The sequence below is a fragment of the Citrobacter sp. Cpo090 genome, assembly GCF_030332665.1.
Classification (GTDB): domain Bacteria; phylum Pseudomonadota; class Gammaproteobacteria; order Enterobacterales; family Enterobacteriaceae; genus Citrobacter; species Citrobacter portucalensis.
This window is the reverse complement of sequence record NZ_JAOWHK010000034.1, coordinates 30,649-54,448: the sequence shown is the minus strand read 5'-3', so window position 1 is coordinate 54,448 and position 23,800 is coordinate 30,649. Positions and strand designations below refer to the sequence as shown.

Annotated in this window: 29 protein-coding genes and 5 pseudogenes; 27 read left to right on the top strand and 7 right to left on the bottom strand. The window is 49.5% G+C overall.

Going from position 1 to position 23,800, the window contains the following annotated elements; genetic code table 11:
- Positions 1-158 precede the first annotated feature (158 nt).
- The 3 genes and pseudogenes from OGY83_RS17990 (at position 159) to OGY83_RS17980 (ending at position 1,753) form a co-directional block, all read left to right on the top strand.
- Positions 159-425 (top strand): type II toxin-antitoxin system ParD family antitoxin, encoded by a 267-nt coding sequence (locus OGY83_RS17990; RefSeq protein ID WP_286636533.1) that lies wholly within the window; start codon positions 159-161, stop codon positions 423-425.
- Positions 412-649, top strand: a pseudogene (locus OGY83_RS17985) (type II toxin-antitoxin system RelE/ParE family toxin). Before OGY83_RS17990 ends, OGY83_RS17985 begins: the two are co-directional and overlap by 14 nt.
- A gap of 363 nt (positions 650-1,012) precedes the next feature.
- A complete protein-coding gene (locus OGY83_RS17980) occupies positions 1,013-1,753 on the top strand; it encodes a tyrosine-type recombinase/integrase (RefSeq protein WP_286636532.1) in 741 nt (246 codons plus the stop codon).
- A gap of 323 nt (positions 1,754-2,076) precedes the next feature.
- On the opposite strand, the gene OGY83_RS17975 is transcribed toward OGY83_RS17980, so the two are convergent.
- A complete protein-coding gene (locus tag OGY83_RS17975; protein WP_432264039.1) occupies positions 2,077-2,826 on the bottom strand; it encodes a RepB family plasmid replication initiator protein in 750 nt (249 codons plus the stop codon).
- Between OGY83_RS17975 and OGY83_RS25325 the strand changes: the two genes are divergently transcribed.
- From OGY83_RS25325 to OGY83_RS17965, 3 genes are all read left to right on the top strand, one after another.
- Positions 2,810-3,118 (top strand): hypothetical protein, encoded by a 309-nt coding sequence (locus tag OGY83_RS25325; RefSeq protein WP_502873120.1) that lies wholly within the window; start codon positions 2,810-2,812, stop codon positions 3,116-3,118. The two genes, OGY83_RS17975 and OGY83_RS25325, sit on opposite strands and share 17 nt — an antisense overlap.
- Before the next feature lie 835 nt (positions 3,119-3,953).
- On the top strand, positions 3,954-4,223 hold the full coding sequence (locus tag OGY83_RS17970; RefSeq protein ID WP_032641193.1) for a type II toxin-antitoxin system TacA family antitoxin: 270 nt from the start codon (positions 3,954-3,956) through the stop codon (positions 4,221-4,223).
- A 3-nt stretch (positions 4,224-4,226) separates the two neighbouring features.
- Complete coding sequence (locus OGY83_RS17965) at positions 4,227-4,757, top strand: GNAT family N-acetyltransferase (protein ID WP_286636530.1); 531 nt, start codon at positions 4,227-4,229, stop codon at positions 4,755-4,757.
- A 343-nt stretch (positions 4,758-5,100) separates the two neighbouring features.
- Here the strand turns inward: OGY83_RS17965 and OGY83_RS17960 are convergent, their stop codons facing one another.
- From OGY83_RS17960 to vapB, 3 genes are read right to left on the bottom strand one after another with little or no spacing between them, the layout of a single operon-like run.
- Positions 5,101-5,844, bottom strand: coding sequence for a hypothetical protein (locus OGY83_RS17960; RefSeq protein ID WP_286636529.1), 744 nt, complete (start codon positions 5,842-5,844; stop codon positions 5,101-5,103).
- Positions 5,845-5,864: 20 nt separating this feature from the next.
- A complete protein-coding gene (locus OGY83_RS17955) occupies positions 5,865-6,281 on the bottom strand; it encodes a type II toxin-antitoxin system VapC family toxin (RefSeq protein ID WP_286636528.1) in 417 nt (138 codons plus the stop codon).
- Positions 6,278-6,508, bottom strand: coding sequence for a type II toxin-antitoxin system VapB family antitoxin (gene vapB, locus OGY83_RS17950; protein ID WP_001261284.1), 231 nt, complete (start codon positions 6,506-6,508; stop codon positions 6,278-6,280). Before vapB ends, OGY83_RS17955 begins: the two co-directional genes overlap by 4 nt.
- Positions 6,509-6,671: 163 nt before the next feature.
- Between vapB and OGY83_RS17945 the strand changes: the two genes are divergently transcribed.
- The 7 genes and pseudogenes from OGY83_RS17945 to OGY83_RS17915 all read left to right on the top strand — a co-directional run.
- Positions 6,672-6,959 (top strand): VapC50 family PIN domain-containing toxin, encoded by a 288-nt coding sequence (locus OGY83_RS17945; RefSeq protein WP_286636527.1) that lies wholly within the window; start codon positions 6,672-6,674, stop codon positions 6,957-6,959.
- Between the two features lie 390 nt (positions 6,960-7,349).
- Entirely contained in the window at positions 7,350-8,555 is a 1,206-nt protein-coding gene (locus OGY83_RS17940; RefSeq protein WP_174770248.1) for an AAA family ATPase, read from the top strand.
- Complete coding sequence (locus OGY83_RS17935) at positions 8,552-9,517, top strand: ParB family protein (protein WP_286636526.1); 966 nt, start codon at positions 8,552-8,554, stop codon at positions 9,515-9,517. Before OGY83_RS17940 ends, OGY83_RS17935 begins: the two co-directional genes overlap by 4 nt.
- Before the next feature lie 655 nt (positions 9,518-10,172).
- Positions 10,173-10,597 (top strand): annotated as a pseudogene (locus OGY83_RS17930) (antirestriction protein).
- Positions 10,598-11,035: 438 nt separating this feature from the next.
- Positions 11,036-11,542, top strand: a complete 507-nt coding sequence (locus OGY83_RS17925) for an antirestriction protein ArdA (RefSeq protein WP_286636524.1) — start codon at positions 11,036-11,038, stop codon at positions 11,540-11,542.
- A gap of 42 nt (positions 11,543-11,584) precedes the next feature.
- Positions 11,585-11,776 carry a hypothetical protein gene (locus OGY83_RS17920; RefSeq protein WP_286636522.1) on the top strand — a complete coding sequence of 64 codons (192 nt, stop codon included), beginning with the start codon at positions 11,585-11,587 and terminating at the stop codon, positions 11,774-11,776.
- Between the two features lie 172 nt (positions 11,777-11,948).
- Positions 11,949-12,213: pseudogene (locus tag OGY83_RS17915) on the top strand (DNA polymerase III subunit theta); the annotation flags it as partial.
- A 579-nt stretch (positions 12,214-12,792) separates the two neighbouring features.
- On the opposite strand, the gene OGY83_RS17910 reads toward OGY83_RS17915, so the two are convergent.
- A complete protein-coding gene (locus tag OGY83_RS17910; RefSeq protein ID WP_286636520.1) occupies positions 12,793-13,956 on the bottom strand; it encodes an RNA-guided endonuclease InsQ/TnpB family protein in 1,164 nt (387 codons plus the stop codon).
- A 57-nt stretch (positions 13,957-14,013) separates the two neighbouring features.
- Between OGY83_RS17910 and tnpA the strand changes: the two genes are divergently transcribed.
- Complete coding sequence (gene tnpA / locus OGY83_RS17905; protein WP_286636518.1) at positions 14,014-14,439, top strand: IS200/IS605 family transposase; 426 nt, start codon at positions 14,014-14,016, stop codon at positions 14,437-14,439.
- 82 nt (positions 14,440-14,521) lie between these two features.
- On the top strand, positions 14,522-14,746 hold the full coding sequence (locus OGY83_RS17900) for a DUF905 domain-containing protein (protein WP_502873123.1): 225 nt from the start codon (positions 14,522-14,524) through the stop codon (positions 14,744-14,746).
- 39 nt (positions 14,747-14,785) lie between these two features.
- Here OGY83_RS17900 and OGY83_RS17895 read toward each other — a convergent pair whose 3' ends face one another.
- Positions 14,786-15,994, bottom strand: coding sequence for an RNA-guided endonuclease InsQ/TnpB family protein (locus OGY83_RS17895; RefSeq protein ID WP_286636517.1), 1,209 nt, complete (start codon positions 15,992-15,994; stop codon positions 14,786-14,788).
- A gap of 66 nt (positions 15,995-16,060) precedes the next feature.
- Here OGY83_RS17895 and OGY83_RS25320 point away from each other — a divergent pair.
- The 4 genes and pseudogenes from OGY83_RS25320 to OGY83_RS25195 form a co-directional block, all read left to right on the top strand.
- Positions 16,061-16,243, top strand: a pseudogene (locus OGY83_RS25320) (hypothetical protein); the annotation flags it as partial.
- A gap of 71 nt (positions 16,244-16,314) precedes the next feature.
- Positions 16,315-16,635, top strand: a complete 321-nt coding sequence (locus tag OGY83_RS17890) for a type II toxin-antitoxin system RelE/ParE family toxin (protein WP_286636516.1) — start codon at positions 16,315-16,317, stop codon at positions 16,633-16,635.
- Entirely contained in the window at positions 16,625-16,903 is a 279-nt protein-coding gene (locus OGY83_RS17885) for a helix-turn-helix domain-containing protein (protein WP_045449985.1), read from the top strand. Before OGY83_RS17890 ends, OGY83_RS17885 begins: the two co-directional genes overlap by 11 nt.
- A 194-nt stretch (positions 16,904-17,097) precedes the next feature.
- A pseudogene (locus tag OGY83_RS25195) lies at positions 17,098-17,561 on the top strand (antirestriction protein).
- A gap of 11 nt (positions 17,562-17,572) precedes the next feature.
- On the opposite strand, the gene OGY83_RS17875 reads toward OGY83_RS25195, so the two are convergent.
- Positions 17,573-18,028 carry a transglycosylase SLT domain-containing protein gene (locus OGY83_RS17875; RefSeq protein ID WP_286636569.1) on the bottom strand — a complete coding sequence of 152 codons (456 nt, stop codon included), beginning with the start codon at positions 18,026-18,028 and terminating at the stop codon, positions 17,573-17,575.
- Positions 18,029-18,526: 498 nt separating this feature from the next.
- Here OGY83_RS17875 and traM point away from each other — a divergent pair, with 498 nt between their 5' ends.
- From traM to traB, 8 genes are all read left to right on the top strand, one after another.
- On the top strand, positions 18,527-18,925 hold the full coding sequence (traM, locus tag OGY83_RS17870) for a conjugal transfer relaxosome DNA-binding protein TraM (protein ID WP_286636513.1): 399 nt from the start codon (positions 18,527-18,529) through the stop codon (positions 18,923-18,925).
- Between the two features lie 179 nt (positions 18,926-19,104).
- On the top strand, positions 19,105-19,842 hold the full coding sequence (locus tag OGY83_RS17865) for a hypothetical protein (RefSeq protein ID WP_286636512.1): 738 nt from the start codon (positions 19,105-19,107) through the stop codon (positions 19,840-19,842).
- 88 nt (positions 19,843-19,930) lie between these two features.
- A complete protein-coding gene (locus OGY83_RS17860; protein WP_286636511.1) occupies positions 19,931-20,134 on the top strand; it encodes a TraY domain-containing protein in 204 nt (67 codons plus the stop codon).
- A gap of 296 nt (positions 20,135-20,430) precedes the next feature.
- Positions 20,431-20,802 carry a type IV conjugative transfer system pilin TraA gene (locus OGY83_RS17855; RefSeq protein WP_286636509.1) on the top strand — a complete coding sequence of 124 codons (372 nt, stop codon included), beginning with the start codon at positions 20,431-20,433 and terminating at the stop codon, positions 20,800-20,802.
- An 18-nt stretch (positions 20,803-20,820) separates the two neighbouring features.
- Positions 20,821-21,120, top strand: a complete 300-nt coding sequence (gene traL, locus OGY83_RS17850; RefSeq protein ID WP_286636507.1) for a type IV conjugative transfer system protein TraL — start codon at positions 20,821-20,823, stop codon at positions 21,118-21,120.
- Positions 21,121-21,134: 14 nt separating this feature from the next.
- A complete protein-coding gene (gene traE, locus OGY83_RS17845; protein WP_045449990.1) occupies positions 21,135-21,713 on the top strand; it encodes a type IV conjugative transfer system protein TraE in 579 nt (192 codons plus the stop codon).
- Positions 21,688-22,467 carry an F-type conjugal transfer protein TraK gene (gene traK / locus OGY83_RS17840; protein ID WP_286636504.1) on the top strand — a complete coding sequence of 260 codons (780 nt, stop codon included), beginning with the start codon at positions 21,688-21,690 and terminating at the stop codon, positions 22,465-22,467. The genes traE and traK overlap by 26 nt, the downstream gene beginning before the upstream one ends.
- Complete coding sequence (traB, locus tag OGY83_RS17835) at positions 22,460-23,800, top strand: F-type conjugal transfer pilus assembly protein TraB (protein WP_286636503.1); 1,341 nt, start codon at positions 22,460-22,462, stop codon at positions 23,798-23,800. Before traK ends, traB begins: the two co-directional genes overlap by 8 nt.

The window sequence follows — 23,800 nt, the reverse complement described above, 5'->3', positions numbered from 1 at the left end:
ACTATACAAAGTCAGAATCCACGTAGCACATCATCCCTCTTCGGTCTTCCTCTTTAATGGCATCACCCAATTTATCCCAAATGTTCAATACTGGACGCGCCTTTGAGTATCTAATAAACTGATTGTAAGATTTAAACTTACAATCATGGGGCTTGAATATGGCCAGAACAATAACAGTGGATCTCGGAGATGAACTCCGTGACTTCATAGAATCACTCATAGAATCAGGTGATTATCGTACCCAGAGTGAAGTAATCCGCGAGTCACTTCGTCTCTTGCGCGAGAAACAGGCAGAATCACGTCTCCAGGCTCTGCGGGATTTACTGGCAAAAGGCCTGAGCAGCGGCGAACCCGTGGCGTGGGAAAAGGACGCGTTCCTGAAAAAGGTTAAAGCTGGCACGAGAGCTGCCGGTGAAAACCGCTAAACTCACACCTGAAGCAATTCAGGATCTGGAGGATATCTGGTATTACGGGTACCACCATTTCGGTGAGGAGCAGGCTGACAGATATATTAATCAGATATCCGGCATTTTTCAGGTTATAATTGATAATAATATCGGTACTCCCTTTTATTCAGACTGATACATATATTATTATCCGTATATTAAGTCAGCATCAGGATGCCGACCGTCATCTCAACTGGCATTAGTCAGTAACCTCATTGCGCTACGTGGAAACTGACAGGGTTACAGGGGTGTACCAGGTCAGAATTCACGTAGCGCTTCCTCTCCTTCTCTGCACCCTCCCCCTTCTGGTTCGATCCTGTTTGTCCTGGCATTACCCCAATTCTCCCAAAAACCGTAAAAACGCCCGCAGGCCTTACCACATCTGGCTTAAGCGTGGATCGGCGTCGAAAAAGGATCCTTTACGCATTTGGCTTTACCCGCAATAATGCGGGATAAGACAATAAAAGGATCCGCGCGCTGCGATTTATTGTCATGGCAGGATCGGCCGGTCAGGTGCAGAATACCTGTATCCATAACCAGTGCGTGCGCTACGTGAAAAATAACTGATGAACAACGTCATTCCCCTGCAGAATTCACCAGAACGCGTTTCGTTATTACCGATAGCACCAGGCGTTGATTTTGCGACTGCCGTGGCATTACGACGCATGGCCACCTCCACCGGCGCCACTCCGGCCTATCTTCTGGCACCGGAAGTGAGTGCCCTCCTCTGGTATATGCCCGACCAGCGACATCACATGCTGTTCGCTACGATGTGGAACACCGGTATCCGTATCGGAGAAGCCAGAACGCTGACCCCGGAGTCGTTCGATCTCGATGGTTTGCGGCCGTTTGTGCGGGTGCTGTCTGAGAAAGTCCGGGCACGGCGCGGGCGCCCGCCAAAGGATGAAGTCCGTCTGGTCCCGCTGACCGATATAAGCTATGTCAGGCAGATGGAGAGCTGGATGATCACCACCCGTCCCCGCCGGCGTGAACCACTGTGGGCCGTCACCGACGAAACCATGCGGAACTGGCTGAAGCAGGCCGTGAAGCGGGCCGAAGCTGACGGAGTCCATTTTTCGATTCCGGTGACACCACATACGTTCCGCCACAGCTACATCATGCACATGCTCTATCACCGCCAGCCGCGAAAGGTTATTCAGGCGCTGGCCGGTCACAAGGATCCGCGCTCCATGGAGGTGTATACCCGGGTATTTGCGCTGGATATGGCCGCCACACTGGCCGTGCCGTTCACCGGTGACGGGCATGATGCCGCGCAGATCCTCCGGACACTCCCCCCTCTTACGTGACAACGTCACTCACCACAGTTTATATAAGCTGTGGTGAGTAAACCTTCCCGGAGATAAGCTGTAGTGAGTGAAATAAACTGTAGCAAGCAACATAAGCTATAGTGAGCAGATGCCGGTTTATGGTGGGCACGACGGGCCCGCAGGTCTCGGGCAGTAACAGGCATGCCATTTTGACTGAGTTTGTGGATCAGGAAGGATATGCTTCCGGTATGGATTTCTCTCATCACTGCTTATATAAGCTGTAGTGAGCAGAACACTCACCAGAGGCAGTAATATAAGCTGTAGTAAGTAAACTGAGAAGGATTACTCACTACAGCTTATGCTCAGCGGGATTTGAAGAGTTTCTCCAGGTCATCGAGGGTGATTCCCAGTTTCTCGAGGAGCTTCAGTTTTTCAGCCATCTCCGGGCTGACATCACCCGTTGTGGCTGGCAGCTGCGGGTTCTCCGCACTCTCATCATGAGGTGGCTTTAACTTGGGCCGGCGGTAATGAATGCAGAAGAGTTTGGTGCGCCCCCGCTGGATCTCAGTGTAATCCAGGTAGCCAATCTCCCGGAGCTGCTCCATGGCACGCCTCACCGTCTGGTTCTGTGAGAACACCGGGGATTTCAGGTTAAGACGGGCCCGCAGACGCGCCAGAGATATCGGCGCCGGATCCCGTGGCAGACTCTCTATAAAGGTATACAGGGCCTGTGCAGACTCCCGGCGCTTCAGGGCATTGATGGCCTTGAGCTGCAGCAGCACTTTCCGGTCAAACTGGTAGAGCTCAAACAGCCGTGGATCGGCCTGCAGCTGGACGATATCCTTTTCCGTATCATAGTATGCCGACTGTACCAGATGCGTGATGTACTCTTTGGTGTGTTTCTCCGTTGTGCGGGAAAACGAAATCACCGTACCCGCAATACGTTTGAGCGAGGGGCTGATACGCTCCCGGAGCTTGCGTGATGACTGACTGGAGGGGATCCCACAGAGTTTGGCGAACTCGACAAAGGGCAGCTCAACTTTATCGCCGATAACCTTATGGCGGGCAAAGGAGTGGATCACCCCTACCCAGGTCTTGAAGTCATTATCCATATCCAGCCGAGGGCCGGTGATCTCGACCTTATCAAACCCTTCGGCTCTGGCGAGAGACAGACGCGTCAGTTCTTCCGTCGCATCAGTCCGGGAAAGCGTGTTTTTTTTGCTGTTCTTCAGTGATTTGAGCGTGGGAACAAACACCCCCAGCCGCATCAGTGCCACAGGCTGCACTGTATTACTGGCATTAGGTGTCAGATTTACGACTTCACCGGAGGATTTATCCACCTCTTCAAACAGCTTTTTTATGTCCAGATTGTCCTTGTCCAGAGAGCCTCCGATCGGTGGATAGTTTAAGAATAAAAGCAGCCACTCTTTTCATGTGATGGCCAGTAAAGCGCCAGACAACTGGCTTCAGTTTATGCACAGCCCTGATGAATTTTCAGGGGATATACTCACTGTAGTTTATATCAATGGCTCATTACAGCATATCCTTTGCATAATACAGCTTATTGTATACCAGTTACAGCTTATGATTAACATGCTACAGCTTATGTGATCATGCTCCAGGCCCAGTACTGATGCGGCCTTCAGCGGTGTCGGGATCTTCTTTGGATCTTACAGGGATCGTTTTAAGGATCTTATTACTGGATCGAATGACTGTATATGTGGATAACCTGCTGACCAGAAAGGTAATTCAGATGGTTCTCCAATGATCACTTGTCGTGACTCCAGTGCGTACCAGCTCCCTTCAGCTACTGTGTTATTGCGCTTCCTCGCCGGTTCGCGGGCTAAAGCCCGGTCACCGGACTGCGGCGAGCACTGATAGTTCAGCCCTCAATGTAGAGTATGCCGTACCTGAATTGCTCGCAGATCCATAATACGGTGGTTACGTAGTGCAGTTTAATAATGACTTCTTAAGATCAGACCCACCAAAGATAGTCTGAGGCTGCTCAGATTAGCGTCGTGAGTCTTCTCACTATACCTTTACGTGCTGTACCCGGATTCATAACCAACTTGTGGTTGAAACCTGCATACCATAACTCTATTATGTTTGTACGGTATGTTTCCGTACGTATTATAAAAGTATCACCATGACAGGCCTGGATAAATGTTATCGCCTTAAGGCCCGAACTTAACAAAGCTGACCGTTCTTTCAGAATTAAGAGTGGTCAGGGAGAAAAACCATGTCAGCACTGAAGAAGCAGCGCATCGATCTGAGATTAAATGAAGACGACAAACACATGATCGAAGAAGCTGCAGCAATGACTAACCAGTCAATTTCACAGTTCATGGTCAGTACCGCTTCAGAACGCGCTGCAGAAGTTATTGACCAGCACCGTCGACTGCTCCTCAATGAGGAATCCTGGAACCTCGTTATGGATGCAATTACTAATCCGCCAGTACCAAATGAACGACTGAAACGAGCCGCTAAACGTCTCCGGGAACTGGAGTAACAAATGGACGGTTTAAGGATTGAGATTTTTTCAGAGGAAGTTGAATATGAATTAAGCAACTTCGATTGTGGAGAAGAGTATCTGAATACTTTTCTCACTGATCATCTGAAACGGCAGCACAACAGTAAGATTTTACGTGGTTATCTGCTCGTGACGAGAGAGGATAAACCACGTGTCATGGGGTACTACACCCTGTCTGGCAGTTGCTTTGAGAAAACACTTCTACCCAGCAAAACACAACAAAAGCGTGTGCCCTATAAAAATGTTCCTAGTGTGACTTTGGGCCGTCTGGCAATTGATAAAAATCTTCATCGCCAGGGATATGGAGAAACACTTGTTACTCATGCTATGGGAGTTGTGTATCAGGCCTCGCAAGCTGTTGGTATACACGGAATGTTCGTGGAAGCACTGAACGACAACGCCAAAAAATTCTACCTTCGACTGGGTTTTATACAGTTAAAGGAAGAAAACTGTAATTCGCTCTTCTACCCGACAAAATCTATTGAAGAGTTGTTTGAAGTAAAAGATGAATAAAAAATCAGATTTAGACTGGTCCGACAAAGCTGTACAGCTTGTGCAAAGCAGCTTGGTCTGATTACAGTTTTTTGCACCGTTGGTAACATCATTGATGTCAAAATTGGTATTTTTAGGAACAATATTCTTTCATCTCACTAAAAGTTCCGATATCCCTTAAAGCCGGAAGTGGGTTAGGAGATGACAGAACAGGATGACAAAATAATAATAATGCAGGAAAAAGCACCTTCAGCATCGGTGCCTGTGAAGGCTATTTTCTCAGATACGTCAGGGCTGTATGCACCGCACCGGATAAGTACAATATATTTGGGACGCCCTTAACTAAGGGCGTCAGAGGCAGACGTTATTTGCTCAGGAGGCTGAGAGCTGACTGAATTGCAGCGGGTAGTGCCGGCAAGACACCGGCTACGGTCACGACGTTTGCCACATCGCCAAGCAGGGAGGAAATTCTGTCGCCAAACTGGCTTCCTGAACCTGATTTGATTTCTTGTTTGTATTCAGGATTAATGACGGCTAGTCCCAGTGTGGACTGAACGGCATCCATGACGGGCTCGATCCCTGAAATACTGTAGCATTCCAGCGCTTCTTGAATCTGAAACAGTTGTTTGAGAAGCATGGTTTTCATCGTGAGAGGGAGGTCAGCGCTGCGTATCTCACCGCGAAGTTCTGTAATTCTTACCAGCAGTGATTCTATTTCTTCTGCAGCAATGCCGGCGTGAGAGCCCCGTGTTTCAAAAATATCGGATAAAAGGCTCAGCTCGGACAGGGTTCTTTCGTCTATGTGGTTTTTAAATGTTTCCCAGCGGCCATTTAATGACTGTGAAGTAAATGCAGCCTCGATTTGGGCCCGCCAGTAGTCAGATTTATTCCTGAGTGAGGAAAAATGATCTTCCCTCACCTGCTCTATTCGCTCCGGAAGTTCCATGACTCGTGCCAGCCGGGAAAGCAACTGATACTCAGACAGATTCTGTGCTAGCAGAAGTGCTTTCCAGACTTCACGACAGGAAGTTGAAGCCGGATGACGTTGACCTTGCTCAAGAACGTCGAGCAGCCGCAGAGCCGGGTTATCAATCTTCAGTTCACTCATACTTTAAGTCCTTTCACTTATTATTTTACCCAGTCTTCCAGCTTCAGGTCCGGCACCCGCTCAAACTCTCTTGTATTATTGGTCACCAGTATCGCCCCGGCGGCGATGGCGTGCCCTGCAATCGCCGTGTCGTTCGGGCCGATCGGCGTCCCGGCCTGGCGCAGCGCCACTTTAATATCCGTGGTGGCATCCACCGCGGCGCGGTCCCAGGGCAGGATGGCATCGAGGCGCGCGCAGAATTCATCGACCAGTTGCACGTGACGCGGGGAGGCCTTCGGGCCGGTGGCACCGAAGCGCATTTCAGAGTAAGTAATGGCCGAGACCACAATGCGGTGACTACGCAGTGTCGCCTGCTCCAGGCGCTTCAGCACAGTTTCCGGCTGCTCGCGCATGATGAACGAGCAGATACAGGTGTCGAGCATATACGTATTGTTCAAAGTTCAAATCGTCCTTCGTCGCTGACAACATCCTCGCGCTCCGCCATAAAATCCGGATCGGCTTTTTCGAGCTCAAAGAATGAGCCCCAAGTCGGCCGGACGGGGCGCAGGATGATGCTGTCCCCTTCCCGGACGATCTCGAGCTCGCTCACCCCCTCAAAATCCAGATCGCGGGGCAGACGGATGGCGCGGTTGTTACCATTTTTAAATATCGATACGGTTCTCATGTTCTTTCTCTCCCGAGCAGATGGATATGTGAAACATATCCGGAATATTCAAAGCACCGGGTGTGTGCATATGTTAAGTATATGCAGATGTGGGGCATATGTATAGCCTTAGCATATGCAGATGCTAAGAATATGCGTATGTGAAACACAGGATGACAGGCATGTGCTTGCTGCGGCTATTCGCCCGGATTCCGAAGTGATTGTGACCTACAATCTTGCCGATTTCCCGCGTGGGAGCCTCGCTGAATTTGATATCGAAGCGCTTTACCCGGATGAATTCTTGTCTGACTTTTTCGACTTGAACCATGCCCTGGTGCTTGAAGCAGTGAGAATGCAGCGCTCGCACCTGCGTAATCCCCCCCTCACTCCAGACCAATTTTTGCAAAGCCTCCTGCAACTGGGCTTGCCTAAAATAGTGACTGAATTGGAAAAATATCGACTGATGATATAAGCCATTTAAACCGCCGCACACGGTGGTTTCAGTTGGGAGCATAGGATTAATTATTTTCTGTTCTTCATCTTTTAGAGTCTTATGCTGGTTAATATCTGAACATTGAACCTGATTTAACATGTTGTAACCTACCTTTGTAATTGCTCCTTGAGCAACCAACACATCAGAACCCACTTTTTATAATTCAGGGTGAAACCTGCATGCTACGGCACACTTTTAATCGGTTTAAATCCTCCTTCCTCTCGTTATGAAAGATGGGAGGGAGGTGTTTTCTCGCTAACATCATCGTTATTTGTGATGTGCAAAAAAATACGCCCATATCAAAAAAAGTTGCACATAACAAAATCACACGTACAATCACCCATATGCGAAATGATAAAAGAGGTGATGATGAAACGTGATTACGGCGGTGTAGGCACCATTGCGCTTCGTGCGAGCGCCCTCCTGAAGTCCATGAGCCAGGATATTGAAGATCAGCGCAAAGAATTCAATCTGACCGAGTATTATCAGACATTTACTCGTAATGCAGTGGCCAAATTACCGAAGCTGAGCCGTCGAATTGTGGAACAGGCCATTAAGGAGATGGAAGACGATGGGTATGAGTTCAATAAAAAGCAGGTAGGTAACGTTGAGCAGTATGCGTTAACTATCCAGAACGTCATTGATATATACGATCACCGTAAGATCCCCAAGTATCGCGATATCCATAAATCGCCTTACGTCATCTTTGTTGTAAATCTCAAAGGTGGTGTTTCGAAAACAGTTTCAACTGTTACTCTGGCTCACGCGTTGCGTGTTCATCAGGATTTGTTGCGCCATGATCTGCGTATTCTGGTTATCGATCTTGACCCACAAGCATCCAGCACAATGTTCCTGGACCATACACACAGCATTGGATCCGTCCTAGAAACCGCCGCTCAGGCAATGTTGAACGACTTGGATTCTGAGACACTACGCAAAGAAGTGATTAGGCAGACCATTGTCCCCGGTGTGGATGTTATCCCGGCTAGCATTGAGGACGGATTTATAGCCAGCCAATGGAAGGAACTGGTTGAAGAGCATTTGCCTGGACAAAACCAATATGAAATTCTTCAAAGAAACATCATCGATCGTGTAGCTGACGATTATGATTTTATTTTTATTGATACTGGCCCTCATCTTGACCCATTTTTGCTTAATGGGCTGGCCGCGAGTGACTTGCTGCTAACCCCTACCCCGCCAGCACAAGTGGATTTCCATTCTACGTTGAAATACCTCACTCGCCTGCCTGAAATGCTGGAGCGACTGGAGGAAGAAGGTGTAGAACCTCGCCTGAGTGCGAACATAGGGTTTATGTCGAAAATGACAGGTAAGCCTGATCACCAGACGTCTCACAGCCTTGCTCGTGAGGTTTATACCAGCAACATTCTTGATTCTTCATTACCTCGTCTCGACGGGTTTGAGCGTTGCGGAGAAACATTTGACACCATTATCAGTGCGAATCCTTCTTCATACCCTGGTAGTGCAGAAGCGCTGAAAAAGGCGCGTACAGAGGCTGAGCGCTTTACTAAAGCAGTGTTTGATCGAATCGAGTTTGTCAGGGGTATTGCAGCATGAAAAATATAGTTTCTCGTGGGCGAGTATTGGGTAGAAGTAATTCAGAATTTGCCCGTATGTTGGAAGGCAATGAAGGCTCAAAGACCTTTACTCTTAAGTCTGGTCGTCAGGCTAAATTTACTCATACAGTCATCATGAGCGGTGAGATTGAATCGCGCACTTTTGTTGACCCTGCAGTTAACGGACGTGATCAGTCTTTGCTCACACCTGAGTCAGTAAGCGATATTTCCCGTACTATAAAATTACAGCAGTTCTTCCCGGCAATCGGCCGGGAGGTTGATGGCCGCATTGAGATTTTGGATGGTACACGTCGCCGGGCTGCCTGCATATTTAACCAGACGAAGTTCGAAATTCTGGTCACGAAGGATGAAATTAGCCTCGATGATGCTCGTCAATTGGCAATTGATATCCAGACAGCTAGAGAACATACATTACGTGAGCTCGGCAAGCGGTTTGAAATTATGTACGACAAAGGCATGACTAAAGAGGAAATTGCCCGTGCAGAGAATATCTCCCCAGCCAAAGTGACGCGAGCTTTTCAGGCGGCGGCAGTGCCTGACGAGATGATTGCTGTATTCCCTGCCGTCAACGAGCTTTCGCTGACAGATTATCAGGCGCTACTTCAGATTGCTGAAGACGCAAAAACTAAAGGAGTGTCGGTGTCTGAGCTGGCGGAAAAAGTTAGCTCGCGCATTGCTGAATATGAAAGCACAAACGTCGATAAGACGAAAATCATGGCTATTTACAAGGATGAGAGTAAAAACCTAAAGCCTGCGCCAGTTAAATCGGTAGAGACAGAGAAACTGCGAGAGTTTTCTGATCGCCGACAGTACGCGCGTAAGAAAACCGATGCCAAGAAGCGTCTGGTTATATATGAGTTCGCTCGTATCCCCCCAACTGTGCAAGCTGAGATTGATGAAGCAATAAAAAAAATTATGGACCAGTTCCCTGCCGCCGATTAAATGGATATTGGGAGGGGGTAAAAGCTCCCTCTCCTGCAAATTTGTCCCACTCAAATTTCACACCTAACATCATGAATATAAATGTTTTTATCCGATTCTTTCATAGTGAAAGTCCCACGGCTCACCCTCGCTATTCGCCCTCCCCCATACTCAATTAATTAAGTTCTTTTTCGCTTGTCAACAAATGACTTTTAAAAAAATTCATCCTGAAAAGAGCTCCAAAGCAGTGCCTTGCTTTTGAAGGATAGAAATTTTGAATAATCTCCGTGAATACAAGACACGTCTGGCGACATAATGATGTCGCTGAAGGCTCCGCTTTACCCGACCATGACAAGGGTCATGGCCTTGTGGTTTTAAACTCTGACCGCTCTGAGTCGTGACGGACTGTGCCGTGCCTTCACTTTAGCCCGGTCACTGCGGATTCCAGTGTTCACAGTCCGTCACCTGCGCCCGGTCGCAGTATTTTTATAAGGTGCTCGCCGTTCTTCCCGTCGTTCTCTCACTCAAATTTCGCTCAATAACCGTCCAGAACCGCTTCGTGCTGTATCTGCGCTGCGGCCTTGGTGTCGCACTGGAATCCTCCGTTTTCCCCGGCTGTCGTGTCGGCACGGCACCGCCCGGTGTCGCGGAATATGTGAATAACGGAGGAAAAATCATGCACTATGCGAAATCTGTCACCCTGAACGTTGAAGAATCCGATCACCTGTCCTTTCTGCCGTATCTCTTCGGAAATGACTTCATGATTGCCGAGATGCAGGTCTACGCGCTGGCACGAAAAATGATGCCCGAATACGACGGGGATTCTGGCATTTCATCCGCCCACCTGACGGTGGTGGTTACATGATGCCGGACGGCGACCGTTTTCATATAATTAACAGTGAAAACTGGTTTGATCGCACCGTCAGTGCCGATGCTGCCGGAATCATCCTGTCCTCTCTGGCCATTAATCGCCGCTGCTGGGTTCATCATGACTGCGGGGATGCCGCCCTAACTCGCCTGTTTATGCTACGTGATACCCAGCTCTGGAATCACATCGCCTTTCACCCTGAATGCAACGCTATTTACGCCGCGCTTGACTGATTAACCGACGGGGCGGCTGTGCCGTCCCGTTGAGGCAGGAACCCCGCGACCTTCAGGGCGTTGAGGATGTCATCGGATGTCGCGTGGCCGCTCCGCTTTTCATGCTCATCCTCCACGATGTTCCGGCTTCGCGGTGAATTAAGTCCCGTGCGGCCTGCGACAAACGCCGTGCCTCTACTGTAGCCGGGCCGCGGCTGATGCAAGGGAAGCGTAAACGCCGTCACCTTCACCCGGTCGCAGTGTATTTCAAAGGCATTATCCGCCGTCTTCCCGTCGTTTTCCGGCTCAGTTTTCGCCGTCAAACCGTCCAGCCTGCTCCTGCTGTTCTACTGCGCTGCGGCTTCAGTGACGCCCTTGCATCCTCCGCTTTTCGCCCGGCTGTCGTGTCGGCACGGCGTAAGCCGGAACAGAGACGACATTGACTACGGAGGATTTTCTATGAGCACTACGACCACCACACCGGCTGTCTATGTGGGCACATATCACAAATACAACTGCGGCAGTATCTACGGCAAATGGTTTGACCTGACGGAATTTGACGGCCGGGAGGAGTTTTACGAGGCCTGTCAGGCGCTGCATGCCGATGAATGGGATGCCGAGTTTATGTTCCAGGACTGGGAAGGCATCCCGTCACAGTTCATCTCTGAATGCTCCATCGACTGGGATTTTGTCGCCGCCTACAAACAGGCTGAAGGAGAGGGCAGGGAAGCCCCCTTTATCGCCTGGGCTGAGTATACCGGCGAGTGTGACTATGACGCGTTTGACGATGCGTACCGTGGCGAGGCGGAAAGCGAGGAAGCCTACGCACAGGAGATGGTGGAGGACAACGGCCTGTTAAATGAGGTGCCGGAGCCGCTGCGCAGCTATTTCGATTTTGAGGCTTATGCGCGAGACCTGTTCAGTAGCGGCTATGTGTTCCATGACGGCTATGTCTTCAGCAACTGATTAATGTCCGGCGGGGAAACCCGCCGGACAGGGAGAAAACGTATGAAACTTGCCCCGAAAACCCGCGAAATCCTGCGACAATACAAGGCGGTGATTAATGCCCGCTGCCGTGAGAATGGCCAGTCGGCACTCAGAACGGAACAGGTGATCGACGAAATCTGTTACTACATGACCTGCCAGAACGCAGTTTTCCTTTGCGGACAGTTTATTCGACAGGACGGATACGACCAGTGAACAGGATGGCAGGCGTTCGTAGGCGCCTGTCAGCCCGCGCACAAAACCCTGGCAGGCTGGCGCCTGCGGGAAAGGGACGGGAAGCTGCGCTTCGCGCCTCTCCCTGTCCTTTCCCCCTCTGGCTCCAATGCCGTACACTGATAGAGGGTTTCTGTTAGTGTCGGAGGGTGTGATGTCCGGATCTAATCTCGCGGCAAAATCGAAAGAAGAACAGGATAAAGTCGCTGTGGACCTGGTGGCGTCTGGCGTGGCGTATAAAGAACGGCTGGCCATGCCGGTTGTCGCTGAACTGGTGGCCAGAGAGCAGCCTGAACATCTGAGGGAATATTTTATGGAACGACTGCGGCATTATCGCCAGCTCAGTACGTAGTTGCCGGACAAAAATGCCCCGGAATATGCAAAAAAAGAGGATGAGGTTAAAAAATAGCGCCTATCCTTGTGGGTCTTTCTGGTGGTGATAATACACAGCCTGTTCCCTGTCTGGTTTCACTGCCGCCGGGCGACTTCCCTGACGGGAACCGGGGCTGTCATGCTTCGCACCGAGCCAGCTGCGCTGTCTCTGCCCGGCCCCTTCGGGGCAGCGGGTTTCCATCCCAGGCTGTCGCAATTTCGCTTGCAGCATCCGTGATATGATGCGCCGCTCTGGCGCGCCGTTACCTGCGCTTTCCGCACCCCGGCGGTAAGGCTGCCGGGCTGTAAGGCGCAACGCCGTTTCGCGCGCCGCGCTTTCCGTCGTTGCGGCGGGTCCCTGCTCATTTTCTCATCTGCTGCCATTCCAGCGTTTAAGCCCCTGTCGCCGGGGGCTGATACAGCCACAACCTGCCGCACTGCCCCGGACAGGTGAGTCAGGCCGTGGCCGGTGCGCCCCTGCGGCGAAGGTTCTCAAACGGGTGAAGTTCAGTACCAGAGGGAACAAAGCAGCAGGTTCCCGCAAACCTCAAAACCGCGGCTCCCGAAACTCAACGGGTGATGTTCTGTGACTGCTCCCCGCCCTGTCGGGCGAGGTTTCCCACTTCTCAGGGCGCAACCGTCTGTACGACGGATTTACGCTGGCCTCCATGAGCAGAGACGACGAGTCCCGCCGCCTTTAGTTCCAGTATTCCTTTTTGCCGGATGTTGAGCGCCGCATTGATGTCGCGGTCATGTTCAACACCGCATTCCGGGCATCGCCAGATGCGTTTATGAAGCGGCATTTCCGGCATTTTGTAACCACAACAATGGCAGGTTTTCGAACTGGCAAACCACTGTTCGAGTTTTACCAGATGAACGCCTTTTTCTACTGCCTTGTACTCCAGCTTTGTGATGAAGCTATGCCAGCCTGCATCACCTATCGCTCTTGCCAGATTATGGTTTTTCATCATGTTAGCTGTTTTCAGCGTCTCGACAATTACCGCTTGGTTTTCGTCAACAATTGCACGAGAAAGTTTATGCTGAAAATCAGCACGGGCATTGGCTACCCGTTCGTGTAACGCTGCCAGACGGATTCTGGCCTTTTTGCGATTTGCGCTTCCCTTTTGCTTGCGGGATAACGCTTTTTGTTTGCGTCGCAGATTGCGACTGGCATTGATGAGATGACGAGGGTTAGCAACTTTTACCCCGTCGGACATAATGGCATAGTGAGACAGTCCCATATCCATCCCCATCACGCGAGAGATCTTTGAAGGTTTGGCTGGTGTTTCAATGCCATTATCACAGAGTATCGAAGCATAATATTTACCCGTCGCTGAACGGGTGATGGTTATGCTTTTCACCTTGCCAACAATTTCCCTGTGAATGTTCGCACGAATTGCGGAAATTTTCGGGATCTTGATTGTGTCGGCGGTGATTTTCAGGCTCGAACAATGATAACTGGACTGTGAACCGTGTTTACGCTTGAAGCGAGGATATTTAGCCCGCTTTTCGAAGAAATTCTTGAATGCCTGATCCAGATTTTGCAATGCAACCTGTAGCGAATTTGAGTCTGCCTGTTTGAGCCAGCTATAGCTGTGGGACTTTTTGGCGATGGGTAGCAGTGGCTGAATATGCTTTACGTTATTCAGTGAAACGCCATGGCGTTTGTACCAATGTGAGCGGATATGCAAAGCCTTATTGTACGCAAAACGCACTATGCCGAACTGTTTTTCTAACAATTCAGCTTGTTCTGGTGTCGGGTAAATGCGTACTTTTGTTGCCCTGTACATAATGGGTGCGCATGCGTAATATGGGCATTTTTATAGCATAAAAGAGCACTTTTTCAAATGGGTGTGCAAGAGGAAATTTTTACAGGGTATCTAAAGCGCCGTCATAGTGTCAGCAAACTGATAGTGCATCTGATCTTTGTAACGAAGTATCGCCGCAAGCTGTTAGATGGTGCGATGATTGAGCAAGTCCGAGAATCATTTTTATCTGCTGCCAAACGACTGGAAGTGGAAATACTGGAGATGGATGGCGAAGCGGATCATGTGCATGTATTAGTAGCATACCCGCCCAAACTGCCTGTTAGCGTGCTGGTGAATAACCTGAAGTCGATTAGTAGCCGTTATGTGCGTCAGTTGAATTCGCATCTGCCAAAACAGAGTAATAGCGGAGTTCTATGGTCGCGCTCTTATTTCGCCTGTAGTGCTGGCGGCGCAACAATCGAAACACTGAAAGCGTACGTTAGCTCGCAAAAAAAACCTGAATAGCCCCCTTTATATCCCCGCCCGTATTGGGCGAGGATTTACGGGGCATTTGTTAAAAATCAGGAAAAAAAATGGCAAAGACAGTATCCCCCTGAAGTCCCTGTCCGATGGTTCATTTACCCGTGAACAGGCGGAAGCAGTGGCGGCACAGTATCAGAATGTGACGATTGAAGACGATCAGGGGACACATTTTCGTCTGGTCGTGCGTCAGAACGGAGAAATGGTCTGGCGTACCTGGAATTTTGAGCCGGACGGCGCGTACTGCCTCAACCGTTATATCGCGGTCTACGGTATCCGCAAGCAGCATTGACATCCTCCCCGTCCTGAAGGGCGGGGATTCCTACAGCGTTCAGACCGGAGCCAGAATCACCTCGGTGGGTTCCTGCTTCAACGGGCGGCCTGACTGCACCATCCCTCCACAGGCAAGCACGGCGTGTCCCGCCGCTAAAATGTTACGCGCGCCGTTTACATCAGCGTTCGCTGTATACCCACACGCCTGACATCTGAATTTACTTTGTGACAGGCGGTTTTCTTTCGCAGTATGACCGCAGCACGTGCAACGCTGGCTTGTGTATGCTGGCGGAACAGCCAGCACCTGACCGCCACGCCAGAGCTGCTTGTACTCAAGCTGTCGGCGCATCTCATACCAGCCCTGGTCCAGTATCGAACGGTTTAAACCTGATTTTGCCCGGACATGGCGCCCCGGCTGGCTTATCGTACCCGCTGCTGACTTTGACATGTTGCTGACCTTCAAATCCTCAATGACTATCATGGCGTGGTTTTTGCTGATGGTTGTGGTGACTTTGTGAAGGTAGTCCCTGCGGATGTTTGCGATACGGGAATGCAGTCGCTGTATTTTGCGTTTCTGCTTCTGCCAGTTGTTGCTGAATTTGACCCTGCGGCTTAACTGGCGCTGAAGTCTCGCCAGCTTCTTCTGGTTTTTATGAAAACTGTTTACAGACTCAAAGACCGTGCCATCTGACAGCGTGGCGAGTTTAGCCACGCCAGCATCCAGCCCGACCATTGATGCTGAAGGGTGAACCGGAGTTGATACTTCACTTTCTGTCTGAATACTGATGTACCACTTACCGCAGGACTGGCTGACAGTGACGTTTTTTACCATGCCCGTGACCTGACGGCTGTTGCGGTAGCGTATCCAGCCCAGTTTTGGCAGAAAAATACGGCTGTTCCCCTGGTCGAGCTTTACACCCTGCGGATAGCGGAATGCATCATTCTGTCCCCGCTTTTTGAATCGGGGAAAAGCGGCACGCTTCTGAAAGAAATTTTTGTAGGCTCGCTCAAGGTCTTTCAGTGACTGTTGCAATGGCTGTGACGGGGCATCTTTAAGCCATTGCATTTCCGGTGAGTTTTTCCACTCAACCAGCCAAGAGGTCATTTTCGTGTAGGAAATATATTTATTTCCAGTCTCGTGATTCTCATTCTGACGTGCCAGAGCACGATTGAAAACGAAACGACATGCGCCAGCGAAGCGCCTCATTTCACGCTCCTGTTGACCATCTGGTCTTAACCGGAATTTAAATGCCTGTCGTCGTTTCATACCACTATTTTAAGCAAAAACAGTCAGGTAGAAAACCGTGCCTTATATCCCCGCCCTGAAGGACGGGGATATAAGGCTCATCGGGTAACGGGGAACACGCTCACAATGCAGTTTAATCGGGTGCGGTATACTCCAGTGTATTATTTGAATAGGTTCGAGAAAAAACTGGCTGAGCAACGCAGGATAAAGGCTATGCTCGATTTCATTAAAATGCACTCTGGAGACATTGCCCAGAAAGACGGGGATTAATTTAATATTAGCTCTTGAGCTAAGTTAGCTTTTAAGCTAATATAAAGAAACTGAATCAGGGAGCAGATTGAATGTTTACCGTAATTTTTCATGATGAAGCTGAAAAAGAATTCGTTGCTCTGCCTGTTACCGTTCGTGCCAAGCTGTCGCGCATACTCGCAAAGCTGGAGGCCAACCCACGTCAGCTTCGTGAGCCTGATACCAAACCCCTGGGTAACGGGTTGTTTGAAATCCGGACAATGGGCACCGATATCGCACGAGGATTGTGGGTATATCAGAGCGGTGAGCGCATTTTTTTGTTGAGAATTTTCATTAAAAAATCGCCTAAAACTCCACCGGCAGATATAGAGCTGGCATTTCGTAGACTTGAGGAGATGCAGAATGAAATATAAAACACTTAGCCAGGTACATGCTGAAGCGATGCATGATCCTGAATATCGTGCAGCGTATGAGGCTGAAGAAGCCTCAGAGCAGCTTCGGGAGACATTAGCTTCCTGGCGAAAGGAAGCAGGGTTGACGTCTGCGCAGGTTGCAGAGCGCATGGGTATTAAAGCGCCTACCATTTCACGCATGGAAAAGAACGCATCACGTATGAGTATTGATACACTGGTACGCTATGCCAGAGCCTGTGGTGTGAACTTTAAAATTCAGCAAGTATGAATATGCAGCAACAACAATAAAATACAGCGCGTCGGCATAGTTATTTATTCCGACGCGTGATTATTTAATATCATTCATTTTATCCCAGCCGGTTTTATTCTTCTACTGATGCATCCCTTTATTTCCTTCCTGTCAGCCGTTCATCGCCATTTGCCACTCTTGAATCAGCTGAATAATTTAAAACAGACTAATTTCTGCGCTATTGTGTAAACGATGGTGATGAACGTCTTGATTTTATCCCGGCACTCTTTTTTACACCGTCAACTGACAATATGATCGCCTGCTGGTTACGTCAGCATTCAGGTTACGATGGTAGTTTCTGGAACTACTGGATTGTTCCGCAGGATGTCGGCGGTAATGTAAATCCGAACAAAATTATCTTCACTACGACCCAAACTGGTTATATTGTACATGAAGGAGAACACGCTATAACATATGCATCTTGGGAAATTATTTTGAAGCAGAAGTCAGTGCCGATGCTGCCGGGATTATAGCGACGTTAATGATAATGAACAGGTTAACTTGGCAGGTGACAGATATGGGGCCTGAATATGCCAAAATCTATAAACATCTGGTCGCACGACAGGAGGCTCTGAAGGATTATGTCAGCCTCATTCAACATCCTGAGAAAGTATTAATATTCCGTGCGATTGACTGAAAACAAATGCGTCACTTTAGTGGCACATTTTTCTTTATATTCACATAAATTTCCTGAATTTCTCGCGCGTACTGCTGCCGTTTTTTCTCCTGTATCTCCGTATTACGAAAACCTGCATTATATGCACCTACAGCACGCCACGAATATCCCCAGCGTTTGAAAGCAATGGCGAGATAGTAGGCACCCGTATAGATGTTCATACACGGATCCATCAGCAGGTGCTCTGGTTTTATTCCATAATTCTCAAGTTCATTAAAATGCTGGGAATCGACCTGCATTAAGCCTGAACCAAAGCCAGTGACTGGATTTACGCCAATAGCATCAGCACGATAACGTGACTCTTTCCAGGATATAGCACGAAGTAAGTCAGGGTCTATCCTGTAATCCCGACCTGCGCGTTCGAAACAGTCGGATGAATAAGCCATATGCGTTAATAAGAGAAGAATGGCAGCAAGTACTTTTCTCATTTCCATATTATTTACGGGCGAACTCATGACCCAAGCATGCCATTTTTTTGATGACGGACAACGGCCCGGATACTGGAACTAACCCGGATGATACATATACCAAATCACGCTTCTCTGAAGCTATTTTCTCACACCCATCGCAAAACTATATTTTGCATGATTTGTCTTTATATTCAGTGCGTTATGATTATGGTATCTGGCAAATTAGCAAAATTTAAATCATACGCAGCACCGTAACGGTGCCGAGTTGTGGCTGGATCCGGCACTGTAAGCAGCACCGTTACGGTGTTAATTCTTTATTATCATATAGTTATTGTTTGTCTGAGATAAAGGCAGCACCGTAACAGTGCTGCTTTTTAGTTGAAGAGTGCTGCTTGCAGTGCTGCTTTTTAATGGTACAGTGCTGCTTACGGTGCTAGTTATAAATCAGGCGCTGTAGTAACAGGTTATTTACAGTGCCGGTTACGGTGCTGGGTCAGACAGTGAGTGCTTATTTTCATGCCAAGACAAAATGTATATTTGAAACAAAAAACCCTGGATGAAATCCGTAATATTGTTGATGAACGTATAGCAGAGGGGGCAAGTCCAGCCGATGCCAATATGTCGAGTGTCTGCTCTGAACTTCTGGAAGTGGGATTGCGTATTACCCTGCAGATGAAGAAACGTGAAGAGGAAGAAGAACGAAATGGTGGATTAACGGATGATGAATTATTCCGTCAGCGCTTGCTGGAAGAATGCATGAAGAGTCGCATGGCCTCGCAGTATATTCTGAGTTATATGTTCGATTTAAACGAAATAAAAGGGGACTCCAGAAAAAACTATCAGGAGTTGATCTCCAGGTTCAGGGAAGAGATAAAAGAGACTATGCAGACAGTGTTTCCTTGGCGTGAAAAATAGGATTGTTGTTAACAATAGTGTATTGAACTGCTGATCATCGTTTGATAAAATTTGTAATAAGTTTGATGGTGATGTTAATTCATCATTAAACATTAAAAAATTTTAAGAAGTCGTTCTGGCAGGGGATTGGCCTCCCGCTGCCAGAACTAACCACAGCCTAGTATAGGAGAATGCTAGTCATGGCTGAACGTAACTCTATTGATCTCATTCAGAGATCTCAAGATCTTTCTTCTTCTTTTTACCGCTATCATCGTCAGCATGGTGGTCTCTGGTATATCAAAAATAGCACAGGGCAATTTTTAGACTGTAGTGATGATTTCTTGTCCTTTGGCGCATTAAAGGATAGACAAGAGCTTTTGATTAGAGGACAGGAATCTTTTATGGCCAGCCTTTTAGGTGATGTGAGTAATTCAATTATTTGTTGTGAGCGTGAGATTGCTAATGGGGTTCCCCGTGTCGTTCTGTTTGTTGTAGCCAATATAAATAGTGAATTAACACCTCTCATTGTAACAATACATAAAATTGATATTGGAGTTTATGTCAAGATTAATAATCTTTCCTTTATGGGGATTGAAAACCTCATTCTTGAAAATATTGGTGTGAAGAAAAAAAGGAAAATCAACAGCGAAATAAAAATAGAAAGATTGTATAGCGTTAATCCATTTTCCTCTATGGATGAAAAAGAATGGTGTGTTGCTTGGTTGATGTCTGTTGGTCTCTCAAAATCCGAGATGGCGAAATATCTGGATGTAAGTGATACTGTTATAAAAAGAAGAATGCAGAAAATATATAGAACACTATTGCTCAAAAATTACAACAACTTCATGTATGTATCAGATCTGTTGTTATGGCGCAGATTTGTTCCTCCTAGTTTATTAAGCAAAAACACTGTTTCTGTACTTAATTTATTTTTTTAACATTTTGTGCTGTGTTCCCTGGTTAGGTAACTAGTCAGGGATTTTTTTTTATGAAACCATTCTCAACTGGTTATTGAGAGGTTGATGTATGAATGAAAAGCAATTGCCAAAAATTGTATCAGTAACGGTTTTGCTAGATTCGGACACAAACCAGAAGCTAATTTCAGCAGCGAAATTATCTGGATACTCGAAAGGTCTGGAGGCTGGTCTGCGTTTGACTCAACACCTGAATACTGTTCCTAAGCTTGATGAAAGCAGTTACTGGGAGATCCTACAGCCAAAAGAAAGCTAAGATTCTTTCCGTTTTTAAAATCTGTTTATTCGAAGGCACTCCGTAGCGGGAGTTTAAATATCAGCATCCGGCCATTGCCTTTTGCTGAGAACCTTTCTTTTGCATCTGTTATGTCCTGTTGTTTTTTGGGCAGGCATCGTTGCGCCCCGCAGATCGTATTTCTCGATCACGATCGGATTTGCACCCGAGGGCGGTAGCATGCCCGAAGCGATGCGGAGTTGGACTGTGAATCACTGTGCGCGGTTATTCACGGGGCAATTCCGCCCATATTAATTAACCGTTAAAGAGGAATTTTTATGGCTGAAATCGCTGTAATGAATGATGTGCTTTCTCAGACTGAGAAAAAACGTGAGCCGGGTCTGTTATCCCGTTGCCTGAATGCTGTCGGAAAAGGCTCCGGTAAAGCCCTGGTGAAATATGTTGCTGCGCCGCTGGCTCTCTGGCTGGCTGCACAGGGCATGGCGCAGGCCACTGACCTGGCGTCTGCCGGTAAGGCCGATGTGGAGGCAACCTTCGGTGAAGACTCCACCATGATGTATTACTTCATGATTGCGGAAGTTTTCCTGGTCTTCATGCTTTATCTGCGTAACCACAACCCGGCCACGTTTGTGTTGATCCCGGTGTTTATCGTGGTGACCAAAGTTATTTTCAGCATGATTGCCCCCTGACAGTAAAAAGGACGGTCAATGAGCGGTGAAATGGAAGATCGTTACATCTTTCCTCAGACGCTGACCGAACAGAAACGCCTCATCGGAATACCTCTCGATGAGGCGTCTGTTGGCCTGACACCGGCCTGTGTTGGGATTTACTTCAACCAGAGTCTGGCCGGACTGATTATTGGTCTTCTGTTCTGGTTTGTGTTGACCCATTTTAAAAAAGGGAAGGGCACTTCCTGGCTTTTTAACATGTGTTACTGGCACCTGCCCGGACTGAACGGACAGTTTAAGGTCCTGCCGGAATCAGCCTGGCGGCTGTGGCTTAAGTAACTAAGGAGGGGCATATGGATCTGAGCGCCCATCGCTCAGCCCTGAAGTTCACATCCCTGATGTTCGTCATTCTGCTGTTTTTCCTCGGACTGAGCCTGTCCGCCAACGTTCTCGCCTGGTTGCGTATTGAAGACCTGGAGCGGGGGCAAAAAGAAACCTATATCCCGATGTTTTTTAACCAGCCGTTTTCGCTCTCCCGTAACGTGGCAGATGCCAGCTATCTGCAGCAGGTCGCGGAATCGCTGATGTTCCTGCGGCTTAACGTCACGCCGGAGTCGATTAAAGCCCAGCATCAGGCATTACTGCGTTACTTCGATACGGCTGCACGTCCGCAGATGAAAGAGATCCTGGACGGTGAGGCCAGCCAGATCATTACCAATAACGTCAGTTCGGCGTTTTACATGACGGGCATTGATGTGTACCCGAAGGCCGGTGTAGTGGATTTTCGCGGGACTCTCAAAACGTGGATAGGTAAGCGGGAAGCCCTGCCGGAAGAAAAAGCGTACCGGCTGGAGCTGGGCTACCGGGATGGCATGACAACAATCAGGTCATTTAAGGAACTGGTGAATGAAAAAGATAAACCTGCACAGTAACTGGCAGAGGCGGTTGAGTGCCGTTGCGCTGCTGTGTGGTCTGGCCTGTGGTGTACAGGCTGCGCCGTCCGCACAGTTGCCGGTCAGAGTGCCGGTCAGCCCGGATGCGCAGGCGCGGATCGCGCTCAGCAATACCCAGCCCAACCTGCTGGTTGTGCCGGGCGACCGTATTGTGGCGGTGGACAGTGCGCAGGGGACGTTCACGAATGCCGGGGACTACGGGCAGACAGGCATGGCGAACGGGGGGGTTGTGCTGATGACGGAGAAAACGACCCCGTTCACATTTTATGTCCGCACGGAAGGTGGCCTGGTGGTGTCGGTCATCGGGCAACCGCAGGCACGGGACGGGCGGGTGGTGCATCTGATGAGTGACCGTCCGGTCCGCCAGAAGGCGGCTGAACCCTGGGAGCGCAGCCACGATTATGTGGCGTTGCTGGTTGATGTGCAGAAAGCTCTGCTGCGCGGGGAAGTTCCGCCGGGGTATGTGGCCTCGCCGGTTGTCGGTGAGCCGGTGTTTTCACTTCCTGCCGGTCTGACGCTCCGGGCGGAGACGATGTGGAGTGGTGATGCCCTGCGGGTGTACCGCTACCGGGTCAGTAACCGTCAGTCTGAGGCAAGGGCTTTACCGGAGCGTCTCTTCAGTGCGCCTGGCGTGCGCAGTGTGCTGATATCACCGTGGGCAGAAACACTGCTTCCCGGTGCCAGCGCGGAAGTCTGGGTGACGGTGGGGCAGGAGGAGGTGAACGGTGGCTAATGTCAATCAGCAGGTTCGCCGCAAACAAAACCTGCGCCTGGCCCTGATTGCACTTGGGATCAGTGCTGTTGGCGGGGGCGCCTGGTATATGTCCACGGTCAAGTCTTCCGGGAAAGCAGCACAGACGCAGCAGAAAGCACCGCCACCCAATATGACCGGCGTGGTGTCTCAGACGTTTGACAAGAAAGTCTCAGATGCCGCGGTGGCGGATATTCAGCATACCGCCAGCGAGGCGGAGAAAAAGCTCAAATCCTTTGAGTCCCGTCTGGCGAAGATGGAACAGCGGGAGCAGGACTACCGGGCAAAGATTGAAGAACAGGAGAATGAACTGGCCATTCTGCGGGCTGAACAGGAGGCCATGAAAGAGAGTGCCGGCCCTGAATTACCCGCAGGACAACCGGTTCCTTCTTTTGGCACCGGTTCTTCTGTTCCGCCGCCGACGGCGTTTTATCAGCCGGGAGCCGGTGGTGAGGTGAATAACCTGGCACCTGTCACGCAGTATCAGGTGACGCCACAGCCGAAAAAAGGCCTGTCCTCGATGACGGTGGATTACGGTGAGAAATCTGCTGTCAGTGATAAGCCGCTTCTGCCTTATATCCCGTCTGCCAGTTTTGCACCGGCTGTGGTGATTGAAGGGGCGGATGCGAATGCCTCTGTCACCGGCAACAGCGACCCGTCCCCTATGCAGTTCCGTCTGACCGGCCTGGTCAGAATGCCCAATGACAAAACCTATGACCTGACCGGCTGCATGGTGACTGCCGGGGCCTATGGTGACATTTCCAGTGAGCGCGCACTGGTTCGCACAGACCGGCTGTCCTGCCATAAGGATGAGGGGGTGATTGATATGCCATTCAAGGGACACGTCTCTTTCCAGGGCAAGAACGGTATCAAAGGTGAGCCGGTGATGCGCAATGGCAAAATTATCGGCTGGGCGTTTGCGGCGGGAGCAGTGGACGGTATCGGCAGCGGTGTGGCCAAAATTGGTCAGGAGACACCGGGTGCCGGCGCTGTGGCCTCTGTCTCTGGCAGTACGGTGATGAACGGTGCGCTGGGTGGTGGGGCATCACAGGTCGGTAAAACACTGAGTGATTACTACATCAAACGTGCCGAACAGTATCACCCTGTCATCCCGGTTGGTGCAGGAACGGAAGTGACGGTGGTGTTTCAGGAAGGCTTTCAGCTGAAGTTCACGGATGAGGACAAAAAGTCCCGCCCGGCACAGCAGGCGAAAGCCGTGGTGGATAACGGCATTCAGGTATCACAGCAGATGCTGCGGGAACTGAATCTGGGGGATGCGGTCCCGCAGTCGGCGGGCCAGATCGGAGGACAATGA

Coding starts and splice junctions, on each gene's coding strand:
- OGY83_RS17990 (WP_286636533.1), top strand. CDS start 159: ATGGCCAGAACAATAACAGTGGATCTCGGAGATGAACTCCGTGACTTC.
- OGY83_RS17980 (WP_286636532.1), top strand. CDS start 1,013: ATGAACAACGTCATTCCCCTGCAGAATTCACCAGAACGCGTTTCGTTA.
- OGY83_RS17975 (WP_432264039.1), bottom strand. CDS start 2,826: ATGGATAATGACTTCAAGACCTGGGTAGGGGTGATCCACTCCTTTGCC.
- OGY83_RS17970 (WP_032641193.1), top strand. CDS start 3,954: ATGTCAGCACTGAAGAAGCAGCGCATCGATCTGAGATTAAATGAAGAC.
- OGY83_RS17965 (WP_286636530.1), top strand. CDS start 4,227: ATGGACGGTTTAAGGATTGAGATTTTTTCAGAGGAAGTTGAATATGAA.
- OGY83_RS17960 (WP_286636529.1), bottom strand. CDS start 5,844: ATGAGTGAACTGAAGATTGATAACCCGGCTCTGCGGCTGCTCGACGTT.
- vapB (WP_001261284.1), bottom strand. CDS start 6,508: ATGAGAACCGTATCGATATTTAAAAATGGTAACAACCGCGCCATCCGT.
- OGY83_RS17940 (WP_174770248.1), top strand. CDS start 7,350: ATGAAACGTGATTACGGCGGTGTAGGCACCATTGCGCTTCGTGCGAGC.
- OGY83_RS17935 (WP_286636526.1), top strand. CDS start 8,552: ATGAAAAATATAGTTTCTCGTGGGCGAGTATTGGGTAGAAGTAATTCA.
- OGY83_RS17925 (WP_286636524.1), top strand. CDS start 11,036: ATGAGCACTACGACCACCACACCGGCTGTCTATGTGGGCACATATCAC.
- OGY83_RS17920 (WP_286636522.1), top strand. CDS start 11,585: ATGAAACTTGCCCCGAAAACCCGCGAAATCCTGCGACAATACAAGGCG.
- OGY83_RS17910 (WP_286636520.1), bottom strand. CDS start 13,956: ATGTACAGGGCAACAAAAGTACGCATTTACCCGACACCAGAACAAGCT.
- tnpA (WP_286636518.1), top strand. CDS start 14,014: ATGGGTGTGCAAGAGGAAATTTTTACAGGGTATCTAAAGCGCCGTCAT.
- OGY83_RS17895 (WP_286636517.1), bottom strand. CDS start 15,994: ATGAAACGACGACAGGCATTTAAATTCCGGTTAAGACCAGATGGTCAA.
- OGY83_RS17890 (WP_286636516.1), top strand. CDS start 16,315: ATGTTTACCGTAATTTTTCATGATGAAGCTGAAAAAGAATTCGTTGCT.
- OGY83_RS17885 (WP_045449985.1), top strand. CDS start 16,625: ATGAAATATAAAACACTTAGCCAGGTACATGCTGAAGCGATGCATGAT.
- OGY83_RS17875 (WP_286636569.1), bottom strand. CDS start 18,028: ATGAGAAAAGTACTTGCTGCCATTCTTCTCTTATTAACGCATATGGCT.
- traM (WP_286636513.1), top strand. CDS start 18,527: ATGCCAAGACAAAATGTATATTTGAAACAAAAAACCCTGGATGAAATC.
- OGY83_RS17865 (WP_286636512.1), top strand. CDS start 19,105: ATGGCTGAACGTAACTCTATTGATCTCATTCAGAGATCTCAAGATCTT.
- OGY83_RS17860 (WP_286636511.1), top strand. CDS start 19,931: ATGAATGAAAAGCAATTGCCAAAAATTGTATCAGTAACGGTTTTGCTA.
- OGY83_RS17855 (WP_286636509.1), top strand. CDS start 20,431: ATGGCTGAAATCGCTGTAATGAATGATGTGCTTTCTCAGACTGAGAAA.
- traL (WP_286636507.1), top strand. CDS start 20,821: ATGAGCGGTGAAATGGAAGATCGTTACATCTTTCCTCAGACGCTGACC.
- traE (WP_045449990.1), top strand. CDS start 21,135: ATGGATCTGAGCGCCCATCGCTCAGCCCTGAAGTTCACATCCCTGATG.
- traK (WP_286636504.1), top strand. CDS start 21,688: ATGAAAAAGATAAACCTGCACAGTAACTGGCAGAGGCGGTTGAGTGCC.